Source organism: Micromonospora humi, from assembly GCF_900090105.1.
Lineage (GTDB): Bacteria > Actinomycetota > Actinomycetes > Mycobacteriales > Micromonosporaceae > Micromonospora > Micromonospora humi.
In genome coordinates this window covers 301,939-315,100 of sequence record NZ_FMDM01000007.1, presented here as the reverse complement: position 1 = coordinate 315,100, position 13,162 = coordinate 301,939, and the positions used below count along the sequence as shown (strand labels likewise).

Annotated in this window: 11 protein-coding genes; 10 read left to right on the top strand and 1 reads right to left on the bottom strand. The window is 74.7% G+C overall.

All coding sequences use genetic code 11. The annotated features are described in order from the left end of the window. Positions 1-19: 19 nt before the first annotated feature. The 6 genes from GA0070213_RS16415 to GA0070213_RS16390 all read left to right on the top strand — a co-directional run bounded on the left by GA0070213_RS16415 (position 20) and on the right by GA0070213_RS16390 (position 6,683). A complete protein-coding gene (locus GA0070213_RS16415; protein ID WP_091064122.1) occupies positions 20-1,732 on the top strand; it encodes an alkaline phosphatase D family protein in 1,713 nt (570 codons plus the stop codon). 13 nt (positions 1,733-1,745) lie between these two features. Beyond that, on the top strand, positions 1,746-2,171 hold the full coding sequence (locus GA0070213_RS16410; RefSeq protein WP_091064121.1) for a MarR family winged helix-turn-helix transcriptional regulator: 426 nt from the start codon (positions 1,746-1,748) through the stop codon (positions 2,169-2,171). A 113-nt stretch (positions 2,172-2,284) separates the two neighbouring features. Next, positions 2,285-3,907 (top strand): MDR family MFS transporter, encoded by a 1,623-nt coding sequence (locus GA0070213_RS16405; RefSeq protein WP_091064114.1) that lies wholly within the window; start codon positions 2,285-2,287, stop codon positions 3,905-3,907. A 2-nt stretch (positions 3,908-3,909) separates the two neighbouring features. Beyond that, complete coding sequence (locus tag GA0070213_RS16400) at positions 3,910-4,398, top strand: universal stress protein (RefSeq protein ID WP_091064113.1); 489 nt, start codon at positions 3,910-3,912, stop codon at positions 4,396-4,398. 67 nt (positions 4,399-4,465) lie between these two features. Then, the gene (locus GA0070213_RS16395) at positions 4,466-4,996 is read left to right on the top strand and encodes a DinB family protein (RefSeq protein ID WP_091064104.1); all 531 of its coding nucleotides are present in this window, start codon (positions 4,466-4,468) and stop codon (positions 4,994-4,996) included. Positions 4,997-5,201: 205 nt separating this feature from the next. Continuing rightward, complete coding sequence (locus tag GA0070213_RS16390) at positions 5,202-6,683, top strand: N,N-dimethylformamidase beta subunit family domain-containing protein (protein ID WP_091064103.1); 1,482 nt, start codon at positions 5,202-5,204, stop codon at positions 6,681-6,683. Positions 6,684-6,717: 34 nt separating this feature from the next. On the opposite strand, the gene GA0070213_RS16385 is transcribed toward GA0070213_RS16390, so the two are convergent. Next, entirely contained in the window at positions 6,718-7,707 is a 990-nt protein-coding gene (locus GA0070213_RS16385; RefSeq protein ID WP_091064102.1) for an ArsR/SmtB family transcription factor, read from the bottom strand. Between the two features lie 77 nt (positions 7,708-7,784). Between GA0070213_RS16385 and GA0070213_RS16380 the strand changes: the two genes are divergently transcribed. From GA0070213_RS16380 to GA0070213_RS16365, 4 genes are all read left to right on the top strand, one after another. Next, positions 7,785-8,720 carry an NHL repeat-containing protein gene (locus tag GA0070213_RS16380; protein WP_091064101.1) on the top strand — a complete coding sequence of 312 codons (936 nt, stop codon included), beginning with the start codon at positions 7,785-7,787 and terminating at the stop codon, positions 8,718-8,720. 107 nt (positions 8,721-8,827) lie between these two features. Then, positions 8,828-9,211, top strand: coding sequence for a hypothetical protein (locus tag GA0070213_RS16375; protein WP_091064098.1), 384 nt, complete (start codon positions 8,828-8,830; stop codon positions 9,209-9,211). Continuing rightward, entirely contained in the window at positions 9,208-11,799 is a 2,592-nt protein-coding gene (locus GA0070213_RS16370; protein ID WP_091064090.1) for a caspase, EACC1-associated type, read from the top strand. The genes GA0070213_RS16375 and GA0070213_RS16370 overlap by 4 nt, the downstream gene beginning before the upstream one ends. After that, on the top strand, positions 11,799-13,148 hold the full coding sequence (locus GA0070213_RS16365; RefSeq protein WP_091064087.1) for an extracellular solute-binding protein: 1,350 nt from the start codon (positions 11,799-11,801) through the stop codon (positions 13,146-13,148). The genes GA0070213_RS16370 and GA0070213_RS16365 overlap by 1 nt, the downstream gene beginning before the upstream one ends. The last annotated feature ends 14 nt before the right edge of the window (positions 13,149-13,162 follow it).

Here is a 13,162-nt window from a genome sequence, read left to right as displayed (position 1 = left end):
TCTTGTCGGAGGTAACGTCGTGCCCGGTTCCCGCCTGCTCATCGGCCCACTGCTGCGCCGGGTCGTCGACACGCGGGCCACCGTCTGGGTGGAGACGAGCGCGCCCGCCGTGGTCACCGTCCGCACGGCCGACGGCGCCACCGGCAGCTCGCCCACCTTCTCGGCGTACGACCACCACTACGCGATCGTGGTCGTGACCGGGCTCACCCCGGACAGCGCCACCGAATACCAGGTGCTGGTCGACGACGAGGTGGCCTGGCCGCTGCCGGACGACGCGTTCCCGCCCAGCGTGATCCGCACCCGCGCGGCCGACGACGGCGACCAGCCGGTGCGCCTGGTCTTCGGCTCCTGCCGGGAGACCACCCAGCACTCCACCGCGCGCAAGCTGCCGCCGGACGCGCTCGACGCGTACGCCCGGCGGGTGATGGCCGCGCCCGACGAGGTCGCGCTCCCCGACCTGCTGGTGCTGCTCGGCGACCAGGTCTACGCCGACGAGACCTCGCCGACCGTGCGCAAGCTGCTCAAGCGCCGCCGTCGGCGGCCGAAGGACGCCCCTGCGACGCAGGTGGTCAGCTTCGACGAGTACACGAAGCTCTACCTGGAGTCCTGGCGGGATCCGGAGATCCGCTGGCTGCTCTCCACCGTGCCGAGCGTGATGATCTTCGACGACCACGAGGTCATCGACGACTGGAACACCTCGCAGTCGTGGCGGGCGGACATGCGCGAGCAGCCGTGGTGGGCCGAGCGGATCCGCAGCGGCCTCGCCTCCTACTGGGTCTACCAGCACCTGGGCAACCTGAGCCCGGACGAGATCGCCGCCGACCCGGTCTACGCCAAGGTGGTGGCCGCCGAGGACGCCACCGGCGTGCTGCACGAGTTCGGCGAGCGGGTGGACACCGAGGCCGACCTGGCCCACGACACCGAGCGCTGGCGGGCCGTGCAATATCAGTGGAGCTACGCGCTGGACCTGGGGCGGACCCGCCTGGTCATGCTGGACAACCGGTCCAGCCGGGTGCTCCTGCCGGGCAGCCGGGCGATGCTGCCGCCGGGCGAGTGGTCGTGGTTCCTCGACCAGGCCCACGGCGCCTACGACCACCTGGTGGTGGGCACCTCGCTGCCCTGGCTGATGCCGCCGGGCATCCACCACGTGGAGGCGTGGAACGAGCGCCTCGCCGACTCCGACCGACCCTGGGTCGCCAAGCTGGCCGAGCGGATGCGCCGGGCCTGGGACCTGGAGCACTGGGCGGCGTTCCGGCGCTCGTTCGACGCGCTCGGCGAGCTGTTCGCCCGGCTGGGCAGCGGCGCCGAGGCGCGCACCGGCGCGCGGGTGGGGGCCGGTCCGGCATACCCGCGCCCCGCGTCGATCAGCGTGCTCTCCGGCGACGTGCACCACTCGTACGTGGCCCGGGCCCGGTTCGCCGACCGCGGGGTGAAGACGCCGGTGCACCAGCTCACCTGCTCGCCGATCCACAACCAGGTGCCGGCCGGGATGCGCCCGTTGATGACGCTGGGCTGGAACCCGGGGCCGACCACGGCGACCCGGGCGCTGGCCCGCTCGGCCGGGGTGCGCCGGCCGCCGGTGCGGTGGCGGAAGCTGGCCGGGCCCTACTTCGGCAACGCGGTGGCCACGCTGACGCACCGGGGCCGGTCCGCCGCCGTGGTGATCGAGGGCACCACCAGCGACGGCGCGCTGCGGCCGGTGGCGCGCCAGCAGCTCAGCGACGAGGCATGACTATCCTCTGACCGTGGACGAGACGCTGCGCGCCGTGGAACACGAGTTGACCGCGCTGCTGCGCCGCGGCCGGGCGCTGTCCTGGGAGATCGCCCGGGAGGTCCACCCGAATCTCGAGCCGAACGCCTACGGGCTGCTGCTCTGGCTGCGCCGCTCGGGCCAGATCCGGCTCACCGACCTGGCCGTCAAGCTCGGCATCGGCAAGGGCACGCTGAGTCGGCAGATCGGCGGCCTGGAGGCGTTGGGCCTGGTCCGTCGCGACCCGGACCCGTCCGACCGGCGGGCCGCGCAGCTCAGCCTCACCGAGGAGGGCACTCGGCGCTTCGACGCGGCCCGGGCCGCCCGACTCGGACAGATCCGACGATCGCTGGAAGACTGGCCGAAAGAGGACGTGGCGGCCTTCGCCCGGCTGATGCACCGGTTCAACGAGACGTTCTGACCCCGCCCCGGGGGAATAGGAGCCGCACCACTCGCGGTTGTTGCTCAAGGCAACCAAGCCATACGGTTGCCCGAGGCAACCCGCAACTCCTCTCCTCTCGGAGGCACTCCACGATGACGCAGGCGACAGCGCCCACCCGGACGGCGACCGCCGTCGACATGTCCCACCGGCAGATCCTGGAGGCGCTCTCCGGCCTGCTGCTGGGCATGTTCGTCGCGATCCTCTCCTCCACGGTCGTCTCCAACGCGCTGCCGCGGATCATCACCGACCTGCACGGCACCCAGTCCGCGTACACCTGGGTGGTCACCTCCACCCTGCTCGCGACCACCGCCACCACCCCGATCTGGGGCAAGCTCGCGGACCTCACCAGCAAGAAGATCCTGGTCCAACTCGCGCTCGTGGTCTTCGTGCTGGGCTCGGTCCTGGCCGGTCAGGCCCAGTCCACCGGCGAGCTGATCGCCTGCCGCGTGGTGCAGGGCGTCGGCGCGGGCGGCCTCACCGCCCTCGCCCAGGTGATCATGGCGACGATGATCGCCCCCCGCGAGCGTGGCCGCTACAGCGGCTACCTCGGCGCGGTGATGGCGGTCGGCACCATCGGCGGCCCGCTGATCGGCGGCGTGATCGTCGACACCGACTGGCTCGGCTGGCGCTGGTGCTTCTACGTCGGCGTGCCGTTCGCCGTGCTCGCCCTGATCGTGCTCCAGAAGACGCTGCACCTGCCCGTGGTCAAGCGCAAGGTGACCATCGACTGGTGGGGCGCCACCCTGATCACCGCCGCCGTCTCCCTGCTGCTCGTCTGGATCACCCTGGCCGGCGACAGGTACGACTGGATCTCCTGGACCAGCGCGGTCATGGTGGCCGGCGCGGTGCTGCTCGGGGCGCTCGCCGTCCGGGTCGAGCAGCGGGCCGCCGAGCCGATGATCCCGCCGCGGCTGTTCCGCAACCGCACCATCACGCTCGCCGTGGTGGCCAGCATCGCGGTCGGCGTCGGCATGTTCGGCGCCTCGGTCTTCCTCGGCCAGTACTTCCAGATCAGCCGCGGCGAGAGCCCCACCATGGCCGGCCTGATGACGCTGCCGATGATCGGCGGCCTGCTGGTCGCCTCCACGGTGGTCGGCCGGATCATCACCAGCACCGGCCGGTGGAAGCGGTGGCTGGTCACTGGCTCGACGCTGCTCACCGCCGGCTTCGCGCTGATGGGCAGCATGCGCGCCGACACCCCGTACTGGCGGCTCGCGATCTTCATGGCGCTGATCGGCCTCGGTCTCGGCATGACCATGCAGAACCTGGTGCTGGCCGTGCAGAACACCGTCGGCACGCACGAGCTGGGCGCGGCCAGCTCGGTGGTGGCCTTCTTCCGCAGCCTCGGCGGCGCGGTCGGCGTGAGCGCGCTCGGCGCGCTGCTCGGCCACCGGGTGACCGGCTACCTGTCCGACGGACTGAGCCGGATCGGCGTCCCGGCCCCCGCCTCCGGTGGCGGCGGCGCGCTGCCGGACGTGCACGCCCTGCCCGCCCCGATCCGCGCCGTGGTGGAGTCCGCGTACGGGCACGGCGCCGGCGACATCTTCCTGGCCGCCGCCCCGTTCGGGCTGCTCGCGCTGATCGCGGTGGTGCTGATCCGGGAGGTGCCGCTGCGCCGCACCACCAGCGAACCGGTCTCCGCCGAGGTCGAGCGGGAGTCGACGGTCGCGGCCGGCAACGACGCGGTGGTGATCCGGACCGGAGGGCGGGACTGACGATGAGCGCACCGGAACGCGAGCGGTACGGCCCGCAGGCCCGGCCGCTGCCCTTCGAGCGGGGCACCGACGGGCCCCGGGTGGTGCTGGTCGGCGTGGACGGCAGCCGCACCTCGATGCGGGCCGCCGCCTACGCGGCCGGGCTCGCCCGTCGGCAGGGCGCCGGACTGGTGGCGGTCTTCGTCAGCTCGCCGGCCCCCTACAGCGGGATCATGTCCGGGGTGGTGGCCGGCGCGGTGCAGCGGACCCACGACGAACTCGCCGACGAGTTGCGGCAGGAGTGCCGGCGCGGGGCCGAGGAGCTGGACCTGCCGGTGACGTTCCTGTGCCGGCGCGGCGACGCGTACACCGAGCTGGGCCGGGCCGCCGACGAGCACCGGGCCGACCTGGTCGTGGTCGGCTCCTCCGAGCAGGCCGGCCACAAGCTGGTCGGCTCGGTCGCCACCCGCCTGGTACGCGCCGGCCGCTGGCCGGTCGTCGTCGTCCCCTGAGGTGCAAGGAAGGGCCCCCGCTTAACGCCTCGCGTGGTAGAGGGGCCCCCGCTTAACATCTGCGATCATGACCTGGAGAGCACCCGACGTCGACCGCCGCGACGAGCCGTTCATCGCCGACGAGCGCGCCATGCTGCAAGGCTGGCTCGACAACCACCGCGACACCCTGCGCCTCAAGTGCGCCGGGCTGACCGCCGAGCAACTGCGCACCCGCAGCGTCGAGCCCTCCGGGCTGACCCTGCTCGGCCTGGTGCGGCACATGGCCGACGTGGAGCGCTGGTGGTTCCGCCACCACGCCGCCGGCCTGGACCTGCCCGACATGTACGACTACAGCGTCGACCCGGACGCCGACCTCAACGACATCGCCGACGCCGACCCGGCCGAGGCGTTGGCCACCCTGACCGCCGAGATCGAGGCGGCCGACCTGGCGGTGGCCGACCTGCCGCTGGAGCACACGTTCCCGCACACCCGGCGCGACGGCGGCACCCGCGAGATCAGCCTGCGGTGGGTGTACGTGCACATGATCGAGGAGTACGCCCGGCACAACGGCCACGCCGACCTGATCCGCGAGCGCATCGACGGCGCCACCGGCTCCTGACCCGGCCACCCACCCGCTCGGCCGAACGGCCGACACCCGACACCTGATCGTCCACAAGTGACCGTTCCCGGCAACGCCGCGCCGACCCGGTACGTCTAGCGGCTGAACGGCCGTGGCCGGTTCCGATCACCCCGGCCCCGCCGGGCCCGCACCCGCGGCACCGGAACCGTCGGGCGCACGGGCGACCAGGTGGACGGGGACCGGGATGGGGCACACTCGACGGCGGGCGCTGGGCATCATCGGCGCGCTCGGGGCGACGGCGCTGGGCACCGGACCGGGTGATCCGAGCGCGCCGGTCCGGGCGACCACGCGCCGCCCGGCCGGCGCTGTCGTGGTCGAGAACACCAGGCCGGGCGCGGCCGACTTCCGACTGACCGGGCTGCGGTTCGCCCAGGACGGGCGCGGCGAGATCGCCGGCTACGCGCACGCCACGAGCGTCGCCCCCGGCGCGGAACTGCGGTTCCACGTCTCGGTCGCCCAACCGCAGAAGTACCGGATCACCGTCTTCCGGCTCGGTCACTACCGGGGCGCGGGCGCGCGGCAGATGGCGGTCAGCCCGTGGCTGGACGGTGCTCCCCAGGGCCCGCCGCGCGTGGATCCGGCGACCGGAGCGGTGCGCTGCGACTGGCGCCCGGGGTGGCGACCGACGGTGCCGCCGGACTGGGTGAGCGGCCTCTACCTCGCGCTGCTCGCCGGCGCCTCCGGCCACCACCAGTGGATCCCGTTCGTGGTGCGCCCGCCGGTGGCCGGCGGCGGGGCGCTGGTCGTGCTGCCGACCAGCACCTGGCAGGCCTACAACCGGTGGCCGGAGGACGGGCGCACCGGCGCCAGCCTCTACTACGGCTTCGACGCCGCCGGGCACCGCAGCGGGGAGCGCCGGGCCCGGGCCGTCAGCCACGACCGCCCGTACTCCGGTTGCGGCCTGCCGGCCCTGGCCGACCACGACATCGGCTTCGTCCGCTGGGTGGAGGGGCTGAGCCTGGACCTGGGGTACGCCACGAGCGAGGACCTGCACACCGGGCGGGTGGATCCGGCCCGGTTCCGCGCGGTCGTCTTCCCCGGCCACGACGAGTACTGGTCGGCGCCGATGCGCCGGGCGGTGGTCGGCGCCCGCGACGCCGGCACCAGCCTGGTCTTCCTGGGCGCGAACAACTGCTACTGGCGGATCCGTTACGGCGCGGACGACAGCGACGACCGCCTGGTCCGGTGCGCCAAGGAGAGCCGGCCGGCGTCCGGGCCGATGCCGCCGACCACGAGGTGGCGCACGGCCGGCCAGGCCGAGCAGCAGTTCATCGGAGCCCAGTACGTCAGCACCGTGGACGGGTACGCCCCGCTCGTGGTGCGGGGCGCCGGGCACTGGTTCTGGGCCGGCGCCGGGGTCCGGGACGGCGACCTGATCCCCGAGGTGGTGTGGGGCGAGGCCGATCAACGCATGGCCCGCTTCGCCGGCCCCGAGGCCACGGAGCAGGCGCTGCTGGCCGAATCCCCCTACCGGCACCAGGGCACGCCGCAGGTGCAGCAGAGCCGGCTCTACCGGGCCGCGTCCGGGGCCTGGGTGTTCGCCGCCGGCTCGCTGGGCTGGACCCGGGCGCTGGCCGACCCGGCGGTGGCCGACGCCCGCCTGGCCCGGGCCACCGCCAACCTGCTGGACCGGGTGGTCGCCGGCGGCGGAGCGGCGGCGCACTGATCCTGACCGGGCCGGGTGACGGCCCCGCCACCGGTCACCCCGGTCCGGCCTCCGCCGGGCCGCCCGCCCGCAACAACTGCTCGCCCAGCGGGGTGAGGCAGTGCCGCACCGACGCGCCCGCCCGCCGGGTGGTGATCAGGCCGGCGGCCCGCAGGGTCGCCGCGTGCTCGCTGGCCGTCGCGGCGGAGACACCGACCCGGCGCGCGAGCTGGGAGGTGCCGGGGGCGTCGGCGGTCGCCGCGAGCACCGCCGCCCGGGTACGCCCGAGCAGGTCCGCCAGGGGCGCGCGGGATCGCAGGTGCTCCGGGCCCGGCCGGATCGGGTAGACCAGCACCAGCGGGCCCGTCGGGTCGGCCAGCAGGAACGGCTGCGGGGCGAGGTGGCACGGCACGAGGGTCAGCCCGCGTCCGCCGGGGGTCAGCTCGATGTCGTCGGCGACCGCGCACCGGTACGACAGCGCGTAGCTCTCCCCCGTCTCGGCCCACGCCAGGTACGGGCTGAGGTCGCGGAGCACCCGGTCGAGGCCACCACCGGCCAGGACGTGGCCGCGTACCGCCCGGTCGGCGCGTACCGCGGTCTCGACCTCCGTCCAGTAGGGAGCGAGCGCCACGCCGTGGAAGGCGAGCATCGCGGCACGCAGTTGGGCTCGGGCGGCGGCCTCCCCGGCGGCCAGCGGCGCCACCCGGGCGGGCAGCGCGCCCGACTCCACCAGCGGGCCGAGCTCGGCGGCGAGCACCTCGTCCGGCGTGCCGGCGACCTGGTCGACCAGGCTGGCGAGGTCGCCGTCGAAGCGGGGCGGGGTGAGGAAGTCCGGCAGCAGGTACGGCGTCCGGCACAGGTCGAGGTAGGGCCGCATGTCGGGGCGCAGCGCCGCCCGGGTGCGGGCCCGCCATGCGGTGAGGTGGGTCGGCACGTCGGCGAGGACCAGCCGCTGCGCGGCCATCGCCAACTCGACCAGGACCGCCGGGCCGGCGTGCAGCACGGTCCGGCTCAGGTCGGTCGCGTTGAGCCGCAGGGTGGTCACCGGCGAACGGTAGCCACCTTTCGGCCCGGCCCGAAAGGGGCTTCCGGTCGGGTCGCCACCGCCGGACGCTCCGTGGGGTGAAGACACTTCTCGCGGCGGCGGCGGTGGTCCTGACGGCGGTGACCGCCGGCGCGCCGGAACCCGCCCCCACCACCGGCCGCCCCGTCGTCTACGTCGTCTCCGCCGAACCGGACGTGTTCCCGGAAGGGCTCACCGTCACCCCGGCCGGAACCATGTACGTCACCAGTTCGGCCACCGGGGCGGTTTACCGGGGCGACACCCGGCGGGCGGCCCTGCGCCCGTTCCTGGCCGCCGGCACCGACGGCCGGACCAGTGCCGCCGGCATCCGGACCGACCGCCAGGGTCGGATCTTCGTCGCCGGCTGGCTCACCGGCACGCTCTTCGTGTACGGCCCGGACGGCACCCTGCTGGCCCGCCGGACGGCGGCCGGCGGCGCGGCCCTGAACGACCTGGTGGTCACCGGCGACGCCGTCTACGTCACCGACTCCGCCACCGGCACGCTGTGGCGCGCCGCGCTCGACGGCGGGCGGGTGGGCGCGCTCGTCCCGTGGGTGCGTCCGGGCGACTTCCCGGCCGCGCCGACGTTCCTCAACGGCGTCGTCAGCGAGCCGTCGGGCCGGGTCGCCCTGGTGGCGGAGCAGGGCGGTGAACGCCTGTTCCGGGTCGACCTGACGGCCCGGGCCGTGACCGAGGTCGAGGTGACCGGTGGCCGGATGGGTGCGGACGGCCTGCTGCTGGAGGGCCGGCGGCTGTACGGGGTGGTCAACCAGACGGACGCCGCCGGCGTGACCCGGTTCGCGGTGAACGTGGCCCGGCTCGACGCGGGGTGGCACACCGCCCGGGTGGTGGGCCGGTCCGGTCCGGTCGGCACCCGACGGTCGCCGACCGCGGTGGCCCGCGACGCCGATCGTCTGCTCTGGGTGGAGAGCCAGCTCTTCGCCGACCCGGCCGCCCCACCGTTCACCGTCGCCGAGGTGCCCGGCCTGCGGTGAGCCGTCGCCCGGTCGGGCGGGACACGGGGCCCGCCCGACCGGGTCGAGCCACCACTGTGTACGGAATGTTACCGGCCGGTTGGCGGAGAGCTGATAACGTTCGATCAATGGACACAGTGGTGGGTCGGTTCGTCACCCTCGATGACGACGCCGACACGACCGAGGAAGCCGCCCACCGCCTGCGCCGGGAGTTGCACCAGCTCGACGCCGTCCGCTCGGTCCGCCAGGCGGAGTCGGCCACGGTCGCGCCGGACGGCTCCCGGGCCGGCGAACTCGCCGAACTGGGCACGCTGCTCGCCGTCCTGGCCGCCCAGGCGGACCTCGTCGCCGGGGTGCTCCGCGTCGTCGGCGAGTGGCAGCGGCGGCGCGGTCGAGGCCGGGTCGAGGTGCGCATCGGCGAGCACGAGCTGATCATCGACGACGCCACCGCCGACGAGCAGCGCCGGCTGATCGAGGCGTTCGTCGACCGGGTGTTCCCACCGGAACGATGAGACGAGCGCTGATCATCGCGAACGAGGCCTACGCGGATCCTCAGTTCGCTTCCCTCCCCGGCACCGTGGCGGACGCGGACTCCCTCCGCGAGGTGCTGGAGAACCCGGCGATCGGCGCCTTCGACGACGTACGCGTGCTGCGCAACCGCACGGTCCACGACGTGGGTCGCGCCGTCGCCGTCTTCTTCCACAACACCGAGCCCGACGACCTGCTGCTCCTGCACATCTCGGCGCACGGGCTGAAGGACGCGGCGGGCGACCTGTTCTTCGCCGCCCGCGACTCCGAGCACGACAGCCACCTGATCCGGGCGACCGCGCTGTCCGCCGCCGACATCCGGCACGAGATGGCCGACAGCCGGGCCAAGCAGATCGTGGTGCTGCTCGACTGCTGCTACAGCGGCGCCTTCGCCCGCGACGAGCGGGCCCGGGGCGCGCACGACGCCGACCTGACCGGCCCGTTCCGCGGGCGCGGGCACGTCGTGATCACCTCCTGCGCCGGCACCGAACTCAGCTTCGAGCGGGACGGTCAGGGCGTCTTCACCCGGGCGGTGGTCGACGGGCTGCGCACCGGGCGGGCGGACCGCAACGGCGACGGGATCGTCGACACCGACGAGCTCTACCGGTATGTCGACGAGCGGGTCCACGAGGTGAGCAGGCGGCAGCGTCCCACCCTCTCGGTCCACCGGAAGCAGGGCGTGATCCGGGTGGCCTGGGCGGGCCGGGAGGCGCCCCCACCGCCGGACGACGGCCCGCTGCACCGGTGGAGGCGCCTGGTCGCCGCCGTGACGTCGCGCCCCGCCACCCGCGGCGCGCTGCCCCGGCGGGTGGTCGTGCCGATCCTCGCGGTCTGGGCGCTGCTGTGTGCCTCCGCCGGCTACTCCGGCCCGGTTGCCGCCGTCGGGGCCGACTGCTTCCAGCCGCCGCAGGTGCGGGTGGCCACCTCCGCCGCCGGGCTGGAGCCGTACCGCGAGGTGGCGGACGCGTTCGAGCGGTGGTCCGCGCGGCAGCACCGGGGCTGCCCGCTGGCCCGGCTCTACCTCTATCCCGCGGCCGCCGACGACGTCCGCGCCGGCATCGGCGCCGACTGGGACTCGTCCGGCGCGCCGGGGCGCCGCTACCTCCAGGACGTCGGGCCGCACCCGGACCTGTGGCTGCCGGAGTCGGCGGTCGACGTGACGCGGCTGGGCCCGGCCGGCGCGGGCGTCGTGGACGAGGTCAACGAGATCGCCGCGTCGCCGCTGGTGCTCGGCGTCCCGCAGGCGCAGGTCGCCGCCGGCGGGGCGGTCGAGGCGGCGCGCCGGATGGGGCGGACGTGGCGGGAGCTGTTCCGAGACGCCGCCGGCGCGACGGCCCAACCGGTGATCTCCGGGGGCGAGGGCGTGGTCCGCGCGGATCCGGCCGTGTCGGCGCCCGCCCGTCTGGCCACCTACGCGCTCTACGGCGACGAGCGGGGGCTGGCGTCCGCGTCGACCGCGCGGCAGGACGTCGAGCGGTGGGTGGACGAGGCGTTGGACGCCGGCTCGTACCCGATCGGCGACGACCTCGCCGTGCTCTGCCGGCAGCGGACGCGCGCCACCGCCCCCACCGGCGGCGCGGGGGTTCGCATACCCGCCGTGGTGCTCACCGAGCAGGCGTTGGTGCGTTACAACCAGGGCCGGCCGCTCGGCGCCGGCTGTCCGGCCCAGCAGCCGCCACCGGCGACGGAACGGCTGCAGGCGTTCTACCCGTCCGACTCTCCGCTGCTCTTCCTCACGGTCGCCCGGCTCCGCTGGCCGGCGGCGGTGCAGAGCCCCGCCGTACGGGCGGCGGCGTCCACCTTCGCCCGCTGGCTGGTCCACGAGGAGGAGGGGCAGCAGGCGTTGCTCCGGGTCGGCCTGCGGCCGCCGGGCGTGACCGCCACCACGCCCGTGGTCCGCGCCAACGGCGCGTTGTTCGACTGGCCGTTCGCCCGGGTCCGCCCCCTGCGTGAGCTGGTCGCCGGGGAGCAGGACCGGGTGCGCGAGGTCTACCGCCGCGCGCACCGGCCGGGGCGGGTCCTGGTGGCGCTGGACGCGTCCGGCTCGATGCGCGAGCCGAGCGAGGATCGACGCCGGAGCCGGTTCGAGGTGGCGGTGGACGGGGTCGGGCGGGCTGTGGAGCGGGTGGGCGGGCGGGACGAGTTCGGCCTCCGCACGTTCTCCACGGTGGCCGCCAACGCCCGACCGATCGTGCCGATCGGTCCGCCCGGCGCGACGGTCGCCGGCAGCCTGCGCGCCGCCGTGGCGCGGATCCGGCCGGCCGGCGACACTCCGTTGCACCAGACCATCCGGCAGGGCGTGGCCCAGCTCCGGGGCGGCGGCGGCGACCCGCTGCGCGCGCTCGTGGTGGTCACCGACGGCCAGGACACCTCCGGGCGGCCACCACCGACCGTGGCCGAGCTGTCCGGCGTACGCCTCTACGTCCTCGCGGTGGGGGACGCGGACTGCGCCGGCTCCCCGCTCGACCGCCTCGCGCAGGGCACCGGGGGCGACTGCTACGACACCCGGACCGACCGCCTCGATCCGACGCTGGACCGGCTGTTCACCGCGCTGTGGAAGGGAGCGGACTGATGCCATCGACTCGGAGGGCCAGGCCGACGCCGGGGAGGGAACGGCGGCGCTGGTGGCGGGCGTTCGGGCTGGGCCTGCTCAGCGGCGTGCTGGTGGCCGCGTCGTGCTCCCTCCTGCTGTGGAAGGTCGCCGGCCCGAAGGGCCTGGAACCGGGTGACCTGGTGGTCCTCACCGGCCGGGACGACAGCGAGGGCCAGCAGCGGCAGGCGCTGCTCAAGCTCTGGAACGCGGCGAACCCGCACAACCAGGCCCGGATGATCAGCCTGAACGAGGCGGCGGACGCCCAGTACGCGGAGATGATCAACCGCGGTGAGCGCGAGAACGACCAGGACATCGACGTGTTCAACCTCGACGTCACCTGGACGGCGGCGTTCGCGGAGAAGAACCTGCTGCGCCCGATCGACGAGCGCCGACTGGCCGATCCCCCGGACGAGGCGTTCCTGGAGAAGCCGCTGCGCACCTGCCGCTACCAGGGCCGGTTGTGGGCGTTGCCGTTCAACACCGACGCCGGGCTGCTCTACTACCGCAGGGACCTCGGGCTGAAGCCGCCGTTCGACTGGCCGAAGATCGAGGCCGAGTCGACCCGGCTGCTCGACGGGCGGGCCTCCGGGCTCAAGGCGGGCTTCACCAGCCAGCTCGCCGGCTACGAGGGGTTGACCGTCAACGCGTTGGAGGCGCTCTGGGCGCACGGCGGCGAGCTGCGCGTCGACGACCGGGGCAGGGTCTCGGTCGACCCGAAGCGGCTGGCCGACGCGCTCCGGTCGCTGACGCCGTCGGCCACCGGGGCGTCCGTGGTGTCGAGCGGCGCCCTCAACCAGAACGAGGACCAGAGCCGGGAGGCCTTCGCGGTGGGCGAGGTCGCGTTCATGCGCAACTGGCCGGTCGCGTACCGCAAGCTGACCGGTGCGGACGCGTCCGCGCCGGCGTCGCCGGCCGCGTCCAGGGTCGGCGTCACGGCGCTGCCCGGGCCGAGCGTGCTGGGCGGGCAGAACCTGGCGGTGGCCCGGCAGAGCAGGCAGCCCCGGGCCGCGCAGGCGCTGATCGAGTACCTGACCGGGGAGGAGAGCCAGCGCACGCTCTTCGAGAAGGGCGGTTTCGCCGCCACCCGGGCCGTCGTCTACAGCGACGCGATCATCAAGGAGAACTACCCCTACCTGCCGCTGTTGCGGGACGCTGTCGACCGCGCCCGGCTCCGGCCGGTCTCGCCGCACTACGTCAACTTCAGCCTGGTGCTGCGCGGCTACGTGATGACGGTGCTCAAGCGGGAGGGCACGCTCCCGGACGACCTGGCGCGGCGGCTCACCGACGCCCTGCGCGGGGCCACACCGGCCAGCCCCGCGCCGGACTGACGCGGGGCGGCCGG

Bases quoted from the DNA above. Each gene is read 5' to 3' on its own strand.
- GA0070213_RS16370 (WP_091064090.1), top strand. From the start codon at position 9,208: ATGAGACGAGCGCTGATCATCGCGAACGAGGCCTACGCGGATCCTCAG.
- GA0070213_RS16395 (WP_091064104.1), top strand. From the start codon at position 4,466: ATGACCTGGAGAGCACCCGACGTCGACCGCCGCGACGAGCCGTTCATC.
- GA0070213_RS16390 (WP_091064103.1), top strand. From the start codon at position 5,202: ATGGGGCACACTCGACGGCGGGCGCTGGGCATCATCGGCGCGCTCGGG.
- GA0070213_RS16405 (WP_091064114.1), top strand. From the start codon at position 2,285: ATGACGCAGGCGACAGCGCCCACCCGGACGGCGACCGCCGTCGACATG.
- GA0070213_RS16365 (WP_091064087.1), top strand. From the start codon at position 11,799: ATGCCATCGACTCGGAGGGCCAGGCCGACGCCGGGGAGGGAACGGCGG.
- GA0070213_RS16400 (WP_091064113.1), top strand. From the start codon at position 3,910: ATGAGCGCACCGGAACGCGAGCGGTACGGCCCGCAGGCCCGGCCGCTG.
- GA0070213_RS16375 (WP_091064098.1), top strand. From the start codon at position 8,828: ATGGACACAGTGGTGGGTCGGTTCGTCACCCTCGATGACGACGCCGAC.